The sequence below is a fragment of the Huijunlia imazamoxiresistens genome (genome assembly GCF_037132455.1).
Taxonomy (GTDB): domain Bacteria; phylum Bacteroidota; class Bacteroidia; order Chitinophagales; family Chitinophagaceae; genus Flavisolibacter; species Flavisolibacter imazamoxiresistens.
This window is the reverse complement of sequence record NZ_JBBBEI010000014.1, coordinates 89946-107739: the sequence shown is the minus strand read 5'-3', so window position 1 is coordinate 107739 and position 17794 is coordinate 89946. Positions and strand designations below refer to the sequence as shown.

At 57.1% G+C, this 17794-nt stretch carries 20 protein-coding genes; 13 read left to right on the top strand and 7 right to left on the bottom strand.

Translation table 11 applies throughout. The annotated features are described in order from the left end of the window. Nucleotides 1-11: 11 nt before the first annotated feature. Nucleotides 12-1985 (bottom strand): KUP/HAK/KT family potassium transporter, encoded by a 1974-nt coding sequence (locus V9K67_RS17235; RefSeq protein WP_336724507.1) that lies wholly within the window; start codon nucleotides 1983-1985, stop codon nucleotides 12-14. Nucleotides 1986-2130: 145 nt separating this feature from the next. After that, nucleotides 2131-3045: an aldo/keto reductase gene (locus tag V9K67_RS17230; RefSeq protein WP_336724505.1), complete on the bottom strand. Its 915-nt coding sequence runs from the start codon at nucleotides 3043-3045 to the stop codon at nucleotides 2131-2133. 794 nt (nucleotides 3046-3839) lie between these two features. Here V9K67_RS17230 and V9K67_RS17225 point away from each other — a divergent pair. From V9K67_RS17225 to V9K67_RS17205, 5 genes are all read left to right on the top strand, one after another. Then, complete coding sequence (locus V9K67_RS17225; protein WP_336724502.1) at nucleotides 3840-4001, top strand: hypothetical protein; 162 nt, start codon at nucleotides 3840-3842, stop codon at nucleotides 3999-4001. Nucleotides 4002-4007: 6 nt separating this feature from the next. Beyond that, nucleotides 4008-4175, top strand: coding sequence for a hypothetical protein (locus V9K67_RS17220; protein WP_336724500.1), 168 nt, complete (start codon nucleotides 4008-4010; stop codon nucleotides 4173-4175). A 28-nt stretch (nucleotides 4176-4203) separates the two neighbouring features. Next, nucleotides 4204-5157, top strand: a complete 954-nt coding sequence (locus V9K67_RS17215) for a sterol desaturase family protein (RefSeq protein ID WP_336724498.1) — start codon at nucleotides 4204-4206, stop codon at nucleotides 5155-5157. A gap of 79 nt (nucleotides 5158-5236) precedes the next feature. Beyond that, nucleotides 5237-5491: a hypothetical protein gene (locus V9K67_RS17210; RefSeq protein WP_336724496.1), complete on the top strand. Its 255-nt coding sequence runs from the start codon at nucleotides 5237-5239 to the stop codon at nucleotides 5489-5491. Between the two features lie 145 nt (nucleotides 5492-5636). Further along, a complete protein-coding gene (locus V9K67_RS17205; RefSeq protein ID WP_336724494.1) occupies nucleotides 5637-5948 on the top strand; it encodes a hypothetical protein in 312 nt (103 codons plus the stop codon). A 62-nt stretch (nucleotides 5949-6010) separates the two neighbouring features. On the opposite strand, the gene V9K67_RS17200 is transcribed toward V9K67_RS17205, so the two are convergent. Further along, nucleotides 6011-7420 (bottom strand): PQQ-binding-like beta-propeller repeat protein, encoded by a 1410-nt coding sequence (locus V9K67_RS17200; RefSeq protein WP_336724492.1) that lies wholly within the window; start codon nucleotides 7418-7420, stop codon nucleotides 6011-6013. A 178-nt stretch (nucleotides 7421-7598) separates the two neighbouring features. Between V9K67_RS17200 and V9K67_RS17195 the strand changes: the two genes are divergently transcribed. Next, nucleotides 7599-9500 carry an AAA domain-containing protein gene (locus tag V9K67_RS17195; RefSeq protein ID WP_336724490.1) on the top strand — a complete coding sequence of 634 codons (1902 nt, stop codon included), beginning with the start codon at nucleotides 7599-7601 and terminating at the stop codon, nucleotides 9498-9500. 124 nt (nucleotides 9501-9624) lie between these two features. Next, a complete protein-coding gene (locus V9K67_RS17190) occupies nucleotides 9625-10587 on the top strand; it encodes an ABC transporter ATP-binding protein (protein WP_336724489.1) in 963 nt (320 codons plus the stop codon). A 92-nt stretch (nucleotides 10588-10679) separates the two neighbouring features. Here V9K67_RS17190 and V9K67_RS17185 read toward each other — a convergent pair whose 3' ends face one another. Further along, nucleotides 10680-11078, bottom strand: coding sequence for a pepsin/retropepsin-like aspartic protease family protein (locus tag V9K67_RS17185; RefSeq protein WP_336724486.1), 399 nt, complete (start codon nucleotides 11076-11078; stop codon nucleotides 10680-10682). A gap of 218 nt (nucleotides 11079-11296) precedes the next feature. On the opposite strand from V9K67_RS17185, the gene V9K67_RS17180 reads away from it, so the two are divergent. Further along, nucleotides 11297-11680: a response regulator gene (locus V9K67_RS17180; protein ID WP_336724484.1), complete on the top strand. Its 384-nt coding sequence runs from the start codon at nucleotides 11297-11299 to the stop codon at nucleotides 11678-11680. A gap of 103 nt (nucleotides 11681-11783) precedes the next feature. Here the strand turns inward: V9K67_RS17180 and V9K67_RS17175 are convergent, their stop codons facing one another. Next, nucleotides 11784-12029, bottom strand: a complete 246-nt coding sequence (locus V9K67_RS17175; protein ID WP_336724482.1) for a hypothetical protein — start codon at nucleotides 12027-12029, stop codon at nucleotides 11784-11786. Nucleotides 12030-12094: 65 nt separating this feature from the next. Next, the gene (locus V9K67_RS17170) at nucleotides 12095-12517 is read right to left on the bottom strand and encodes a cupin domain-containing protein (protein ID WP_336724480.1); all 423 of its coding nucleotides are present in this window, start codon (nucleotides 12515-12517) and stop codon (nucleotides 12095-12097) included. A 107-nt stretch (nucleotides 12518-12624) separates the two neighbouring features. Here V9K67_RS17170 and V9K67_RS17165 point away from each other — a divergent pair, with 107 nt between their 5' ends. Continuing rightward, entirely contained in the window at nucleotides 12625-13239 is a 615-nt protein-coding gene (locus V9K67_RS17165) for a pseudouridine synthase (protein WP_336724478.1), read from the top strand. Between the two features lie 65 nt (nucleotides 13240-13304). On the opposite strand, the gene V9K67_RS17160 is transcribed toward V9K67_RS17165, so the two are convergent. Then, a complete protein-coding gene (locus tag V9K67_RS17160; RefSeq protein WP_336724476.1) occupies nucleotides 13305-13811 on the bottom strand; it encodes a YMGG-like glycine zipper-containing protein in 507 nt (168 codons plus the stop codon). Nucleotides 13812-14054: 243 nt separating this feature from the next. Between V9K67_RS17160 and V9K67_RS17155 the strand changes: the two genes are divergently transcribed. The 4 genes from V9K67_RS17155 (at nucleotide 14055) to V9K67_RS17140 (ending at nucleotide 17731) form a co-directional block, all read left to right on the top strand. Next, nucleotides 14055-14531 carry an SWIB/MDM2 domain-containing protein gene (locus tag V9K67_RS17155; protein WP_336724474.1) on the top strand — a complete coding sequence of 159 codons (477 nt, stop codon included), beginning with the start codon at nucleotides 14055-14057 and terminating at the stop codon, nucleotides 14529-14531. Nucleotides 14532-14925: 394 nt separating this feature from the next. Next, nucleotides 14926-15684 (top strand): nuclear transport factor 2 family protein, encoded by a 759-nt coding sequence (locus V9K67_RS17150; RefSeq protein ID WP_336724471.1) that lies wholly within the window; start codon nucleotides 14926-14928, stop codon nucleotides 15682-15684. Nucleotides 15685-15801: 117 nt separating this feature from the next. Then, a complete protein-coding gene (pepE, locus tag V9K67_RS17145; protein WP_336724469.1) occupies nucleotides 15802-16521 on the top strand; it encodes a dipeptidase PepE in 720 nt (239 codons plus the stop codon). Nucleotides 16522-16570: 49 nt separating this feature from the next. After that, nucleotides 16571-17731, top strand: coding sequence for a M23 family metallopeptidase (locus tag V9K67_RS17140; RefSeq protein ID WP_336724467.1), 1161 nt, complete (start codon nucleotides 16571-16573; stop codon nucleotides 17729-17731). Nucleotides 17732-17794: the final 63 nt, after the last annotated feature.

Here is a 17794-nt window from a genome sequence, read left to right as displayed (position 1 = left end):
CGGGGTGAGGTTTACGGATGCACCCGCTTTAGTTTCAGGTTGGCCACCGGCGACACGATGAGGGGGAACTTCTCCACGATCACGTTGCTGGTATCGAGGCCAAATCCTTTTTCTTCCGACAGGCTTATTTTCTTCAGCCAGAAGTGGCCCTTCATCAGCAGGCGCTCCCAGACCGGCAGGTCGTTGTCCTGGCTGAGGTACTTGCCCATCACCACGAAGGAAAAATCACCCACCACGTTGCCGCGTTCGAGGCTCTCGTAGCGGCTGATGATGTTCACCTCGCGGTTGGCCACCAGGTCTTCCACCACCTTGCGGAACATCAGGTTGATGCGCGGCTGCACCCGAAAGCCCAGGCGAAACTCCACCCGGATGATATCGTTGGGAATAATGTGCTCCACCGTGTATTCCGTGGTGTAGGGATCATCCAGCGTATCCACGTGCACGAACCAGTAAATGTCGGCCCGCTTGGGTTTGCGGTTGAGGATGGAGTAGATGATCTTGTGTTCAATTTCTTTGGGGTTGTCGGCACTGGTGAGGTACACCAGGTGGGTGGCGTATTTGGGCACCGAACGGTCGTTGCTCAGCTCCTGGATCATGGGGATGTAGTGTTCCAGGCGCACGAATTCCACGTAGCGGTTCTTCACCTTACGGGCGGCAAACCAGATGTACATCACCAAAAACAGGCCGCCGCCTACCAGCAGGGCCACGTAACCGCCGTGGGGGAACTTTTCCATGTTGGCGCCCAGGAAGCTCAGCTCAATGGTCAGGTAGACCGCCAGGTACAGGTAGATGAGGGCCGGCTTCACACGACGCAGCACCAAAAAATTGGCAAACAGGATAGAGGTGGCGATCATGCAGAGCGTGATGGCCAGGCCGTAGGCCGCTTCCATGTTGGCGGCTTTTTTAAAATGCAGCACGATGCCGATACAGCCGGCAAACAGCATCATGTTGATGGCGGGAATATAGAGTTGGCCGCGGGCTTCGGTGGGATATACGATCCGCAGCTTGGGCCAGAGGTTCAGGCGCATGGCCTCACTGATGAGGGTAAAAGAGCCCGAGATCAGGGCCTGCGAAGCGATGATGGCCGCCGCCGTGGCGATGGCGATGCCGAAATAGAGGAACCATCCCGGCATGACGCCGTAAAAAGGGTTGAAGCCGGACGAGATCAGGTGGGCGCTGATGGTTTGGCCTTTGTAGTGGCTCAGCAGCCAGGCACCCTGTCCCAGGTAGTTGAAGATCAGGCAGGTCTTGACGAAGATCCAGGAGTAGCGGATATTGAGTTTGCCGCAGTGGCCCAGGTCGGAATAGAGCGCTTCGGCCCCCGTGGTACACAGGAAGACGCCGCCCAGGATGTAGAAGCCTTTGGGATACGTGAGCAGCAGCTTGATGCCGTAATAGGGACTGAGTGCTTTGAACACGTGCAGGTCGTCGGCAAAGTGGATGGCCCCCAGGGTGGCCAGCATCAGGAACCAGAGGGTCATGATGGGACCGAAAAAGCGGCCGATAAAGGCCGTGCCGAACTGCTGGATAAAGAACAGGGCGGAGATGATGGCAATGACGATGTACATGATGGTCTGCTGGCTGATGTCGGCCATGGCCGGCACCTGCTTTAAACCTTCGATGGCGGAGGTAACGGAGATGGGCGGGGTGATCATGCCGTCGGCCAGCAGGGCGGCCCCCCCGATCATGGCGGGGATCACCAGCCATTTGCGGCGCCGGCGTACCAGGGCAAAAAGGGAAAAGATGCCGCCTTCCCCCCGGTTGTCGGCCTGCAGGGTCAGCACCACGTACTTGATGGTGGTTTGCAGCGTCAGGGTCCAGAAGATGAGCGACAAGGCGCCGACCACCAGGTCTTCGGTGATGGTTTTTCCGCTGGTGATGGCGTTGAGCACATAGAGGGGCGAGGTACCGATGTCGCCGTAAATAATTCCCAGGGCAATCAATAAACCCGCTACAGAAACGCGCTTGAGAAAATGAGCTTCCATAAAATATTAAATTTGGCTGGATCAGCCGCGGTAAAGGTAAGGGGCCGCCTTCTTTTTTTATCAGGCCTTTCGCGGCCCCTGCCTTTATTGTCGCCGGAAGTCATTTTTCCAACCGGTAGATACCCTTAATTTCCGGGTTGCCGGGTTATACCAGCGCGGGTTCTTTTGTGTGCACCTTGCGCGAAGCGGCATAGAGCTCGTACCAGTCCTGCCGGTCCAGCTGCAGGCGGAAGGAAGCGGCGATGTTGCGGATCCGCTGTTCGCTGCGGGTGCCGATCAGCGGCAGGGCGCCGAGTTTGGTCAGCCAGGCCACGGCCACGGATTCGATGTCGGCCCCGTATTTCGGAGCGATCTCCTGGAGTTTGCGGCGCACCTGCACCGACTGTTCGTCCGTGCCTTCGGCTATTTTGCCGTTGGCCAGCGGGGCGGAGGCCAGCGGGCGCATGTAGCGTTGGCGGATGTAGTCCACCTGGCCGTTGTCGAGGGCCGAGGTGTTCAGCAGGTTCAGCTCGATATGGTTGGTCACGATGGGCACGTTCAGGTACGATGCCAGCAGCTGGTGCTGGAAGACCGAGAAGTTGGCCACCCCGATATTTTTGATTTTTCCCGATTCCCGCAGCTTTTCCAGCGCCAGGGCCGTTTCCTCGAGGTGGGCGATGGGGTCGAAATGGTGCAGCAGGAAGATGTCGATATAGTCGGTGCGCAGGCGACGCAGCGAGGTGTCCACGCTTTTTAAAATGTGCTGGGCCGACAGGTCGTAATGCTTCACACGTACGTTGGGTTGCCAGGGGTAGGGGTGGAGCAGGCCGCACTTGGTGAACAGCACCACGTCCTCCCGCTTGAAGGAGCGGCGCTTCAGGGCTTTGCCAAACAGTTCCTCGCACTGGTAGTGGCCGTAGACGTCGGCATGGTCAAAGGTGTTGATATCCAGTTCCAGGCAGAGGTTGATGATCCGTTCCATATTGGCGGAAGAATTGTCGGCGTCGTCGTACCACCGGTAAAAGCCGTAAACCGCCGGCGACACTTTGGGCCCGGCATCACTTAAAAAGATTTTTTCCATTACAATGCTGTTGGTTAAACAATAAGGTTCCTCCCGGTGGGCCGGCGTGCATCATCTGCCTGCCACCTGCCCGGTAATAGTCTACTAAAATAGTGGACAAATATAGTTCCAATCCTTCAAACTACAAACGCCCGGGGCATCTTTTCCCCGCAACGGACAGGGCCGCATAAAAAAATCCCCTCCGGGGAGGGGATCAAAGGGTTCAGGCCGTACGGTTCAGCGCAGTTAGCTGGGAAGCCTGAGTTTTCCAGGGAAACGGGTAAAATGGATACGGTAATAAATTGATTGCCCCACAAAGATAGGGTGGGCGGGAAGGGGGCCGGGGCCGGAATCGACGGAACCCTTAATAAAGGCGTTGGGACCTTATGGGTTGCCGTGAAAACCGCTCTCCGGTTTCGCCACGGCGAAATTGGCGGAGCGGTTTTACGCCGGGCGGAACAAAAAAATGAAGAAATATTTTGTTGGATGCACCAAATGCTTTTACATTTGTCTACCAAATCAGTGGACTAATATCCTGAACCCCTAAAGCCTGTTGTAACCGCCGGCAGGACGTATTCTTTCATCCTTAAAGTTTTCGATTATGCCTTTGCGTACTCCCGGCCCGTCGATGGCCGCAGCGGTTCCCTGTTCGTTCCGGTCCTGCGTCCCCGCCCGTTATTGCTGTAGTTAAGCCAGCGCATTTCCCAAAACCTTTTTTAATTTCCCCGGTTACGGCCGGCAGGGTAGTGCCCCTTTGCGCCCCTGCTTCGGTTACCCGTTGCCGAAAGCCATTCTTTTACCCTAAAACAAGCACTATGACCCTTTCCGACGGCGTCCTGATCCTGAAAAAGATTATCGTGGGCGTGATTCTCGTGCTGGTCCCGGCTCTCCTGCTTTGGGGCGGCCTGCAGCTGACCATCAAATTATTAAGCCCGCAGCCACAAAACTCTTCCCTCACTCACTGGACCGACAAATAAACCCTTATGGAAAAAGAACTCCGGAAAAAGATCGCCCGAAACGCGGCCCTCAGCCTGTTCATTTATGCCCTGCCGCTGCTGCTGATGTTCCTCAGCTTTTACCTGACCGGCCAGCGGCCCTGGATCAAGGCAGGCAAGCCCGCCGCTGCAACCACCCAAAACCACCAACGCTAATTCCTCTTCCCCTCAAAAAAAACGGATCATGATCAACTTCATTGAAGCAATTTTCCGCAACCTCAATGGCTGGGGCCTTACCGCCCTCACCTTCATTCTCGGTATCCTTGAATTTTCCCTGGGCCTGTACGGCAAGAAGTGGAGCCGCAACGAGCGCTTCCTGGACATTGCCTGCTACACCCTGCCCAAGCTGGTGGTAGGCCCGGTGGTGGCGTATTACGGGCTGAAGATATTGCCGCAGCTGCTGCCCGGCGCCAAAAACCAGTTCGACTGGATTCCCTTTATCTGGGGCGCCCTCATCATCGCCATCTACGACGACCTGACCCAGTACTGGTACCACCGCCTGCACCACCAGGTGCCCTGGCTGTGGCGCTTCCACCGCACCCACCACTCGGCTCCTTATATGGGCATGGCCATGGCCAGCCGGCAGAACATTATCTACACCCTGTTCTTTTCCCAGACCTACCTGACCACCCTGCTGGTATACCTGGGCCTGGGTTACCCGGCCCTGTTCGTGAAAGGCATCAAATCGCTGATCACCAAGCTGGCACACTCCAGCATTCCCTGGGACCGGCCTTTTTACCAATACAAGTGGCTGCATCCCATAGCCTGGGTACTGGAACGGACCATTTCCACGCCGGCCACGCACCATGCCCACCATGCCGATACCGCCGATGACGGGGTGGGCTTTTATAAAGGAAATTTCGGCAACATGTTCTTTATCTGGGATATCATTTTCGATACCGCCCTCATCAGCCGCAAATATCCCCAATCCTACGGCATCAGCCATTATGAAGGCGACCAATGGTACGCCCAGCTGCTGTGGCCCCTGCTGAAATCAAAAGTTCCCGGCAGCGAACTCTCGGCCGGCGGACCGGCAGTCAGGGAAGACGAAGCGCCCCTGCGGGCACCCGAAGCCGACCCGACCGTCAAAGCCCCAAAGGAACGACCCCAGGTAGTAGCGGAACCAGCTGCATTTTAATCTGCAATAGGGTATTCAGTAACCCGCATCACAGACCTGGCACAATATTCATTAACAGATCCCTCTCACAAAAAACATCATGAAAACCCATACAATAACAACCGAAGATTCCATCAAGAAGTTTTTCGCCTACATCCATAAGCGCTATAAAAGGCCGTTCCTGCCCGAGGACGACCTCTCGCAGATGACGGACGCCCAGGGCAAACTGCTCTTTACGCCGGGTGAAGCCGCCTACCTCGATGACGTCATGCTCTACTGCTTTGTTTTCTGCTTCGACCATTCCCTCGACATCCATAAGATCGCCGCTGAAGTGCAGGCGCAGCCCGTATACTAAGAGCCCTGGGGCAATCCCCAATAATCACCGCGAAAACTGCGGAAAAACAAAAGGGATGCTGTAATTTCGGATGCCGGTCCCGCCCGGGCGCGGACGGCATCCGGAACTTTGGACAAGCCCATCTCTTTTTCCCAAAAATGTTCTTATGCTGATACCTGACCGCCTTTCGAGCCTGATCCTGTTTACTTCCCTGACGGCCACCCCGTTTTTTTCCGTGCCCTCCGAGCAAACCACGCTCGAAGGCGTGGTCACCTATAAAGCCTCGGGAAAGCCAGCCGCAAATGTGTACCTGTACACGGTAAAGGGCGAGGAGGAGGCCCTCACTAACGAGCGGGGCGAATTCCGGTTCTCTACCGGACAGAAACTGCCTGTAACGGTATACGTGCAGCAGGACGAAACGCTAAAACTAAAGCTGATCGTAGCTAATTCCGGCCGGAAATTAACCATCCAGTTGTAGGTCCCGGCCGGTAGCGCCTTTGACCCGCAAGCGGGTCAGTTAATGGGGAGGCAGCGGGCTATTTATTCGGGCTGGAATTGGGCGCTCTCGGACAGCGTGTAGGGCCTGCCCTCGAAAAAAATGGTAAAGTAGTTAATAAGGTCGACGTTGGAAATACCCGTGGTGTTATAGGTAAAGTTGCCGTTGAGCGCATTGAGCGTATACATTTCGTAATACGATTTTAGCATCAGCCTGTTGTTGAAAAAAATCATCTGGTCCACATGTTTTATCCAAGAGATTTCTCGGTTCCATACCTGCTGGCCGGTCTTGCCATCCACGGCAACGACGTTAATCCCGTCATTGAGACCGGTGTTCCTGCAGGTATAAATCAGCCCGTTTCCGAAAGCCGGAAGTGCATGGCTGGCGATGGAGAAGCCCACATTGCTGCTCCAGACCAGGAATCCATTGACGGGATTTAGGGCGCAAAGGCCCAAGCCTTCTGCAAAAACCAGGATATTCCCTTCGTAATACACCGGCGACATGGTCAGCGAAGGCGTCGACAGGTTCTGTTGCCAGAGCAAGGTGCCGCTGGCCTGGGAAAAGGCCATGATCTTGCCGCCGGCAGTAAGGATCACCGCCTCCTTCACTAATAAGGGGCGGTTACAAATCATGTTCAGGTTTTCTACCTTCCACAGGAGCGTGCCGTCAAGGTCATAAGCGTAAAAAGTGCCGGCGCTGTAGGTGGAGCCAAAAAAAACGCGGTTACCCGCAATGACGGGACGGGTATAAAAATGCGGCGTAAGGGGGTAAGTGCGTAGGGGCTGCCCGGTTTTGCTGTCCACGGCGGTATAGCTGTCCTGCTTCCGTGCGTAAAGGATCCCTTGGTGGTAAGAAAGCAGGCTGGAAATCCCTGCCCCGGGGCGGCTCCACAGCAGCTTTCCGGTGGAGGCCTCCATAGCCCTTATTTCATCCTGGCTATTGAGGGCAAAGACCGTATCGTTACTGATGATCGGACCTGAGCCGCTGGCCGCATATACTTTGGGAAAGCTCCATACTTTCGCCCCCGTATATGCTTCAAAACATTTCAGGCTGCCTTCGTTGCTGGAAATAAGAACGTAGCCTCTTGCCGTACGCAGGGAAAAGGGGGCGGAGGCCGTGTCGCCGCGTTGGGTATACGCCATTACTTTGCCCGTATAGACGCTGTCCGGCGATAGCCGGTACAGGGTGTCGATCGTCCGTACCAGGCCGGAGTCCAGCTTGCGGTTGTTCAGTAGAATCGCATACTTTACCGTATCGGCATTGTTGCGGTTTTCGGCTGGTGACCATTGGAGGATAACCGTTCCCGGGGAGCGGTCCAGGACGGTAACGGAAAAGGAGGAAAGCGCGTATTTCTTTTGTTCGGTTCCGGAGGAGGTTTCCGATTCGCTATTACCTTTGGAGCAGGAAAGGAAAGAAATAATAATAAGGACCCCACAAAGTACGGTATTTCTCATGATGCGTTTTGGTTGCCTGCAGGAAAACGTTGTCCTGCACGTGGCGATAAAGATATCTCTTTTTCCTTATGTCTCTAACATATATGGATTGCCTGGTTCTTTTCGCTAGGCGCCTTCCGCCCCAAACTTTATCAGATTCCTAAGGAAAGGATAAAAACGGGCCCTGTATCTTTACGGGATGGATTATTTCAAGCCGCTGCGCGACTTGCTGCAACAGGAGAAAGAGGAAGACCGCCGGTCCTACCGCGAAATGATGGAAAACGTGCCCGTGCCCGAACGACGGGAAGCCGGCATGACCTGGTACCCCATCGCTATCCGGGATACGGAAATCACCCGGGGCGACTACCTGGTGGTGGAAGTGGAACGCACCACCCACCAGGATATCCTTCACCAGTTGCGCTTCGGCATGTCCGCCGCCCTTTTTTCCAACCACGATCCCAAAACCGACCGCCTCGAGGGCACCATCACCCATATCAACACCCACCGCCTCAAAATTACCCTGCGTACCGACGAACTGCCCGAATGGGCGCGCAACGGCAAGCTGGGGATCGATGCCGTTTTTGACGACAACAGTTATTCCGAAATGGAAACCGCCCTCAAAGAGGCCGCCCTGCGCGCCGAGAAAAGGGGGGAAGGCGACCTGGTACGGATCCTCACCGGCTCCAAAAAGCCTACTTTTTATACCGGAACGGCCCCTCTTTCGCTGCCCGCGCTGAACCCCGTACAGCAGGCCGCCGTCCAAAAAATTATCAGCGCCAACGAGCTGGCCATCGTCCACGGCCCTCCGGGCACCGGCAAGACCACCACCCTGGTGCAGGCCATCAAGGCCCTGGCCCCTGAAGGGCAGGTGCTGGTGGTAGCGCCCAGTAACGCGGCCGTGGACCTGCTCAGCGAGCGGCTGTCCGAGCAAGGCCTGAACGTGGTGCGGGTGGGCAACCCGGCCCGGGTGTCCGAACGCCTTTCGGCCCTGACCCTCGACAGCAAAATGGCCGCCCATCCCGCCATGAAGGAAATCAAGCGCCTGAAAAAGCAGGCCTCCGAATTCCGCGACATGGCCCATAAATACAAAAGAAATTTCGGTAAGGCCGAACGCGAGCAGCGCAAGGCCCTCTTTGCCGAAGCCCGCAGCATAGCCGCCCAGGTGGAGCAGAACGAACAATACATCACCAGCGACCTGCTGTCGAAAGCCCAGGTGATCACCGCCACCCTGGTGGGCGCTAATCATTATACCGTGCGCCACCTGAAGTACACTACCGTGGTGATCGACGAGGCGGGCCAGGCCCTGGAGCCCGCCTGCTGGATCCCCGTGCTGAAAGCCAAAAAAGTGGTGCTGGCCGGCGACCACTGCCAGCTGCCCCCCACCGTCAAATCGGAGGATGCGGCCCGCGGAGGCCTGAGCACCACGTTGTTGGAAAAATGCGTGGCCCTGCACCCCGAGGCCGTCGTGCTGCTGGAAGAGCAGTACCGCATGCACGAGGCCATCATGAGCTATTCTTCTTCGGTGTTTTACGACAACCAGCTGAAGGCCCATCCCTCGGTGGGGCAGCGCCTGCTGTTTGCCGGCGACTCCCCCCTGGAATTTATCGATACCGCCGGCTGCGGTTTCGAGGAAAAGACCGAAGGCACCAGCATCAGCAATGCCGAGGAAGCCGCCTTTTTGGGCCGCCACCTGGCCGCCCTGGTGCAGCAGCTCGAGGAAGCGCCCGGTGAAAAAACCTTGCCCGACATAGCGGTGATCTCGCCCTACAAGCACCAGGTGGAAGTGCTGAAGGAGCAGCTGCGCGACGCGCCCTTCGTGCAGCGGTGGGGCGACAAGCTTTCCGTCAACACCATCGACAGCTTCCAGGGCCAGGAACGCGACATCGTGTACATCAGCATGACCCGCAGCAACAGCGACAGCGTGATCGGCTTTTTGTCCGACATCCGCCGGATGAACGTGGCCATGACGCGTGCTAAGAAAAAGCTGGTGGTGGTAGGGGACAGCGCCACCCTGTCGCAGCTGCCCTTTTACGAAGGCTTTATCGCCTACGCCCAGGAACGCGACGCCTACCGCAGCGCCTGGGAGTTCGTGGAAATGTAAAATGTAAAATAGAGAATGTAAAATGTAAAATAAAGGCAGAACGCCGCCCTTGATTTACAAATGCATTCATCCATATTTTACATTTTAAATTTTACATTCAACATTTTACATTTTTTACTGCGCTATGAGTTTTTTAGAAGTGTCTGGGGTTTCCCGGCAGGAAGAAGGAGTATATACGCTCCATGATGTCAGCTTCAGGCTGGAGGAGTTTCAGAAGCTGGCCATTGCCGGCGCTACCGGCTCGGGCAAAAGCACCCTGCTGAAGATCGTTGCCGGGCTGGTGCAGCCCGCTGCAGGCGACGTCTATTTTACCGGCCTGCGGGTGCCGGGGCCGGAAGAAAAGCTGATCCCCGGCTTTCGCAGCATCGCCTACCTGTCGCAGCATTTCGAGCTGCGCAACAACTACCGGGTGGAGGAACTGCTGGAGATGTCGAACCGCCTGCCGGAAGGAGAGGCCCATAGGGTATACGAGATCTGCCGGATCGGTCACCTGCTGAAACGCTGGACCCACCAGCTGTCGGGGGGCGAGCGCCAGCGCATTTCCCTGGCCCGCCTGCTGGTATCCGCTCCGCGGCTGCTGCTGCTCGACGAACCTTATTCCAACCTCGATGCCATCCATACCGGGCTGCTCCAGTCGGTGATCGAAGACATCGGCGACCGCCTGAAGATCACCTGCCTGATGGTGTCGCACGATCCGGCCGATATCCTTTCCTGGGCCGACCGGATCCTGGTGCTGCAGGAGGGACGGCTGATCCAGCAGGGCGCCCCGGCCGACGTGTACCGCCAGCCGGTGAATGAACATGCCGCCGCTCTTTTTGGCAAATACAGCTCCATTCCTTCGGGGCTGGCACAGGCCTTTTCGGCCCTGCCCGGGGCAGGAGGCAGCGCCCTGGGCCGCTTTGCCCGCCCGGCCCATTTTACCCTGGTGCCCGATGCCGGCCGGGGCCTGGCCGGTGAAGTGAAAAAAGTAAGCTTTATGGGCAGCTATGACGAAGTGGAAATCAGCATTTCCGGAACGCCCATCATTGTAAACCACGCCAACGGCGCCCTGCGCAAGGGGGATACGGTTTTTGTGTCGCCTGCCTAAGGCAACATTGGTCAATAGTCATTGGTCAATGGTCCCTGACCCTGCCTTTTGAAAAAGTGGGGAATGTAAGCTCAACAATTGGGTAGATTTTTTTACAGGTCCAGCACCAGCTGGAAGGTTTGGGCGGGGCCGTCGTACGACAGCCGGCAGTGCCGCAATACCTCCACGCCAATCACCACGTCGGCGGGGTAATGAGGGTCGAGCAGGGTGCCGGCCCGGATGCCCTCGATGACCAGGCCGTTGCCGAAGCCCAGGTCCATCAGGTATTCCTTCAGCAGCAGTTTGCCGAAGACCGGGTGCCGGTAATCGGCCTCCCGCAGCTCCTCCAGCCCTAATTTAAAGGCGATTTCCTCCCGGACAAGGCAGTGTGCCGCCCCGGTATCCAGGATCGCCCGGGCATCGGCCGACAGCCCCTTTTTCTGATGCCGCACCTGCAGCTCCAGGAAGGGAAACCCGAATTCATCGAAGCCGCCTGCAATCACCTGTTCCATGTTTACCCGTTTTGTCAAATATAGGAAACACCCCGCCGGCCCGCTCCAGGTGGCCCGTAACCCATGAAAAAATAAAAAATGTATATTCTACACTTTTCCCCAAAAATTTTTGGAATGGTTTTAGAAAAAGAGATACCATAACCAACGGACCCTGAGCGATCCTCAATCCACCCGGAACAATTTCCGAAACCGAATTGATAAACGTTAAAAAAGAAATTATGCCCCAGACTGCCATGGAAAATGTAAAAACCAAAAAAGTTTTGATCATTGAAGACGAAGGCGATATGTGCCTGCTGCTGAACATCCTGCTCAACGGCAAGGAAATGGAACTCGATCATGTGAAAAGCCTGGCCGCGGCCGAGGAATACCTGAAAAAGGAGCAACCCTCCGTCGTATTGCTCGATAACAAGCTGCCTGACGGCTTCGGCGTTGATTTTATCGCCTTCATCAAAAAGAATTATCCTGCCGTAAAGATCATCATGATCTCGGGCTTCGACGGCTCCGTCCAGGACGTGGCCATCGAAAATGGAGCCGAACTGTTCTTAAACAAGCCGTTTACCAAGGACCAGTTGTACACCTCCATCAAGTCCCTGCTCAATTAAGAGTCCCTTCCGGCAGGCAAAAAAAAATAATATACAGGCAAAGGGTTGAAGACAGCAGTTTCTTCAACCCTTTTTTTCGTTGGCTGTTTGTACGCTACGTTCCTTATTTTCCCGGGGGTGGCGGTTCGCTTTTTTCCCGGATCAGGGCATCCGCTTCCTGCTGATCCCTGGCATCGGGCAGGTCTTCAATGTTCCCTGCTTCGCGCAGGTACTTTTCCGCTTGTTCCTCCAGCAGCTGGCTGGCGCCGGAGGGCGGGAGCCCTTCCTCCCGCGGTGGCGGGTTGCTGCTGTTTCCCGAAGGGGCCGGAGGCTGTTGATCCGGCAGGGCCGCTTTATTTTCCTGTTCCATATCGTTGCTTTTTTATAAACGGGAACAGGCGCCCGGTGGGGTGCCTGTTCTACGGGCTATTTTTTTCAGGCTTCGTTCGGGTTATCCCCTTCGGCTTCCTCGCCGGCAACGGTCAGCAGCAGCAAGGATTCCTCCGTTGCCTGCAGGCTGTACTTGATTCCGGCATTCACCACGGCCATCCCGCCATTCAGCAGCCGCACCTCGTCGCCATTAACGGCCAGGCGCACACTGCCTTCCAGCACCTGCACATTCCATAAATGCTCGGGGCGTTGGGTATGGATCTCGGCCCCGGGATGCATGGCTACCAGCACCACGGTCAGCAGCCTGTTCTTAAAAACGGTAATGGCGGTATGGTCGCGTTCCTTCCAGTTTTTTTCGTTCCGGATCTGTTCGATAAATTGGGGTAGGTCGATGGGCACAAAGGGCGCGTTGAGGGTACGTTCGCCTTCCGGGCGGTTGCGGGTATCATCCTGTCTTTTTACTTCCATGGTCCTTGTTTTCTTCAGGGGCAACGAATAACATGCCGGAAAGGCCCCGGATTTCCTTATTATTGCCGTCCCCGGCAGCCGTTCGGCAATCGGCCCGGCCCATCACCATGAGATCCCGATTGAACGAAGCCTCCCGGCGCACCGCCCACTACCGTTATTTTACCGTGTACAAGCCCTACATGATGCTCTGCCAGTTCACCGCCGAGCAGGCCGGCGACGTTACCCTGAAAGACCTGGATTATCCCTTCCCCCCGGACGTGTATCCCGTAGGGCGGCTCGATAAGGACAGTGAAGGACTGCTGCTGCTCACCAACGATAACCAACTGAAAACAAAATACCTGAAACCGCAGACGGAGACGCCAAAAACCTACTATGCCCAGCTGGAAGGGGAGATCAGCCCGCAGGCGGTGGGGCAGTTGAGCAAAGGCGTGACGATCAACGTGGGCGGCAGCGCTTATACCACCCTGCCGGCCCGGGTTCGCCGCATCGACCCGCCGGGCCACCTGCCGGAACGTAACCCGCCCATCCGCTACCGGAAAGAAAAGCCTACTTCCTGGATCGAGATCACCATCGTGGAGGGCAAGAACCGCCAGATCCGGAAGATGACGGCCCAGGTGGGCTTTCCCACGCTGCGGCTGGTACGGGTAGCCATCGGTACCCTGAAGCTCACCCGCCTGGCGCCCGGCCAGGTAGAAGAAGTGGGCAAACCCTGGAACCTCTAACCGGTTTCGACCGATTGGAAGGCAGGGTTGCCCATTGTCTATTGTCCAATTTCCAATGACGGTTATTAGTGGCGCCCGTCCTTCTTGTCCTGGTCGTGGCCGATGATGGCGCCGGCCCCGGCACCTGCGGCGCCGCCGATGATGGCACCCTTCGTCCGGTTCTTTTTATTGATCACGGCCCCGGCTCCGGCCCCCACCACGCCGCCGATCACGGCGCCTTTGGCGGTTTTGCTCCAGCCTTTTTTGCGTTCCGCGGTGTTGGCCGATTCGGAAGAAATGGATTCGGAAGCAGTATTGTCATTGCCGGAACTGCTGCGGACGGCAGTGGAAGCCGCCGCCTGGTGCCGGGCCGGCTTCGGCTTGGCTGCCAGCGGGCGGTTGGCACGGGTAATGGAATCCTGTACTTTTTGCAGGGAATCTTTTTCCTGCTGGGCTTTAAAGGCCTGGAAGGCTGCCAGCCCGGCGGTATCAGTTGTTACCGTGTCGGCGGCCGCCTGCGGGGTCTCCGGGTTGCTGTGGCAGGAGGCCACCACCAGGGCGGCAGCTCCTATGGCCAGAAATATGTTCTTCATAGTCTCTCTTTTTAGTGATTAAAAACGGGTGTTGTCCCTGCCCAAAAGCAATTACTAGTCCAAATTGGAGCCCTCCGGGGCAACTTCTTTTCCACCAGCAGGGGATAATGGCCCTTTTCAGAGGGAAAATAGCCCTTTTTTCCTACGTGCGGCAAACTATTTGCTTGCGAAAACTATTTTACAGCAACCCCCTTCGCTACAGAGGGACTGTATTTACTATTAACCCTTAAATTCAGAACCATTATGGCAAAAGCAGTAAAAAAGGCAGCGCCGAAGAAGGCGGCCAAAAAAGCCGCGCCCTCAAAAGCAAGCGTTAAAAAGGCTGCTCCCAAAAAGGCAGCGGTGAAAAAAGCGGCCCCCAAAAAGGCAGCGCCTAAAAAAGCGGCTCCGAAGAAAGCGGTTGCAAAAGCCGCCCCCAAGGCCGCCAAAAAAGCGGCGCCGAAAAAAGCCGCCCGTAAAACGGCCAGAAGGGTCAACACCGCTTTAATGACCCCGGTAACCGTTAGCGCCGTCCTGGCCCGCGTGGTGGGAGAAAAGCCCATGCCGCGTACGGAGATCGTCAGCAAGATGTGGGACTATATCCGGAAAAAAGGCCTCCAGGACCAGGCCAACCGGCGCATGATCAATGCCGATGACACCCTGCGCGAGATCTTCGGAGGCAAAAACCAGATCTCCATGTTCGAGCTGGCGAAGATCCTCAACCAGCACGTGCAGAAATAAAGGATACAGGACCCCGGGGCAGGAGGGAAGCTCCTGCGCTGCCCAGGAATGCCCGTTGTGCCTTCTCCCGAAAAGGCGCAGTAAACCGCTGCGGCCTTTTTCTTTTCCCCAAGGTTTTTGAATCCCGTTGACCCCGCGAACCGGTTTTTTTCTTACCTTAAAGGTTGGTTCCAACCTGAAAAACCACGCTAACCTGTACTTTGTGGACCGGGTGCCCGTAAGGCCGCTAACCTTTAAACCGGTAACCATGACCCTCCCGCTTCTCCAGGTAAACAGCGCATCCGGCAGGCCTTCCCGCCTGCGGAGGCACTTCCTCCCTTCCCGCATTCCCGGTCCCGGGCAGCAGGCGGCCCTTCCGCAGCTCCCCTTCCCTTCATCACTAAAACCTGATTATATGAAAAAAATCGTGATTGCCTTCCTCACGTTCTTTCTGGTAAATGCGGGCATCAGGGGCAATGCCCAGGAAACCAAGGTAAAAGCAAAACCGGGCGAAAAAGAAGTAAAAGTAAAAGGAGAGACCGAAAAGCTTCCCAAATTAAGGGGCGAAACGGAATTGAAGAGCGAACCGGGCAAGATCAAGGCCAAGGGCCAGTTGAAGGGCGAGGGCGCCCATGCCGCCAAAGCCGCCTTCAGCCTCGATCTGGTACGGCAGGAAGTGCTCTCCCGGAGCAAGGCCTATGCGGAAGATTTCAGCCGCGCCGACTCCGTGGCGATGCTCCGCTACTACCACAGCGAAGCCCGCGTCTACCCGCCCAACATGGCCTCGGGTGAAGCCAGCACCATCGGCCATATCGCCGTGGCCATGCCCCAGATGGGATCCAACAAACTGACCCTGAATCCCCTTGAAACCGTGGGCGGTCCCGAACTGGTGGTGGAAACGGGTACCTACCAGCTGACCGGTACCGGCGGACAGGTGACCGACAACGGCAAGTACATGAACGTATGGAAACTGGAAAAGGGTCAATGGAAGATCTACCGCGAAATGTGGAACAGCGACCTGGCCCTGCCGGGCACCATGGGCGAAGGACAGGTGACCCCGGGCGTACAACAGCAGGGTAACATGGACCAGCCGATGATCCACCCGCAAAAAGAAAACCTGCAGCCGGGTCAGCAACCCATGAAGAAAAACCCGCCTTCGGGTGGCAATAAGTAAAATAGAAAGCGCCGGGCAACTGCCCCACCTTTACTATCCTCCAAAGGGCTCCCAAAAGGGGCCCTTTAACTTTTCCGCTCCTCCAGTTTTTCTCTTTGTACATTGGCGCCAAAACCGATGATGGAGATCTTAGCCCTGAGCAGCTCGCGTGCCGGCAACGGCGCTTACCTGGAAACCGCCGCCCCCCTGGTGGAAGAAGTCCTCGGGGCGACCGATGGCCCGGTGGCCTTTATCCCCTTTGCCGCAGCGGACCGGGAGTACACCCGGTATGCCGACCGGGTGCGGGAGGCCCTGCCTTCCCTGGCGGCACGGATACAGGTAGTTTCAGAAAACGAGGCCGAAGGCGCGCTGCAACAGGCGGCGGCCATTCTGGTGGGCGGCGGCAATACCTTCAAGCTGCTGCACGACCTGTACCGCCTGCAGCTGCTGGACGCTATCCGCCAAAAGGTGGCGCAGGGCTGCCCCTATATTGGCTGGAGCGCAGGCGCCAACCTGGCCGGGCGCAGCATCGCCACCACCAACGACATGCCCATCATCCAGCCCCCCAGCTTTACCTCCCTGGGCTTTTTCCCCTTCCAGATCAATCCGCACTACCTGAACCTGAAGACCGAAGGATTCCACGGCGAAACCCGCGACATGCGCCTGGAGGAGTTCCTGTTGCTGAACCCCGGCATACCCGTGGTAGGCCTGCCCGAAGGCACGGCATTGCGGCTGCAGCACGGGCGACTCTGGTATGCGGGCGGGGTTTGTGCCGCCCTGTTTCAAAGCGGGGCCGCCGCAAAACCTCTGCGCCGCGACATACTACCGGGGGAGGACCTGTCGTTTTTGCTTCTTTAACCAATTACCAGCTTTTCCGGCTTTTTTTTTGCTAATGGCCCTACAGACTATGAAAAATATTATTGCCGCCCTCCTTCTGACCGTTGCCGTATCCGGCTGCAGCACCATTTCCGGGATCTTTAAGAAAAAAACACCGCACGAAGAATACGCCGACAAACTGGACCGGACCGACCTGGAGGAAACCCCGGCGGGTCGCCAGTGGAAGGCCGCTTCCAAGGCCGCCCTGCTCGATCCCCTGGCGGTGGAACTTCCTTACCGGCATAACGGCTATTTCGGGCCCGACAAGTCCCGTGCCCTCGGCCTGAAGTTCCAGGCCCGCCCCGGCGAGCGCCTGACGTTTACCGTTTCGCGGAAAGCCTACGCCCCCTTTACCCTGTTTGCCGACCTGTTCCGGCTGAAGGGAACCGAATCCTCCCTGGTATTTTCGGCCGATACGGCGGCTTCGCTGTTCAGCGTAGACATAGCCGAAGCAGGCACGTACCTGCTGCGCCTGCAGCCGCAGCTGCTGCGCTCGGGCGCGTACAGCCTGTCCATTGCGGTAGGGCCCTCCCTGGCCTTCCCCGTTTCGGGCAACAAGGCCAAAACCGGCTCGTTCTGGGGCGCGAGGCGCGGCGGCGGCAAACGGAGCCACGAGGGCATCGACATTTTTGCCCCGCGGCTGACACCCTGCCCGGCCATTGCCGATGGCGTCATTACCGGCGTCAAGGAAGGCGGCCTGGGCGGCAAGGTGGTTTGGCTGAAGATCCCCGAAAAAAATATCTTTCTCTACTATGCCCACCTCGACAAGCAGCTGGTGCGCGAAGGACAGCAGGTGAAGAAAGGCGAGATCGTAGGCCTGGTTGGCAATACCGGGAATGCCCGGACCACGCCCTCGCACCTGCATTTCGGCGTCTATACCCCTGCCGGCCCTATCGATCCGTTTCCGTTCGTGAACCCGGCGGTAAAAACCGCGCCCAATGTGCCGGAGCGGGACCTGTCCCACTATTTACGCCTGACGAAGGTCACCGGCGGCGCCAGCACCGTGGCCAAGGTAAATACCCTGCTGGTGCCGGTGGCGGTAACGGCTGCCGGCTATATTGCCGAACTGCCCGACGGCAAGATGATCCGCGTGCCCTTTGCCTCGGTACAAACCCTGCCCCAGCCGGTAACCACCAACATCGCCCTGGGCGCCGGCGAAGAGGAGGGCCGCAACAAGCGCCGCCGGCGGTAAAATTTTGCGGCCCTGCCGCCGCTCCGTCGCTCCGGTTGGCACTATATTTTCGGAAGTACCGCT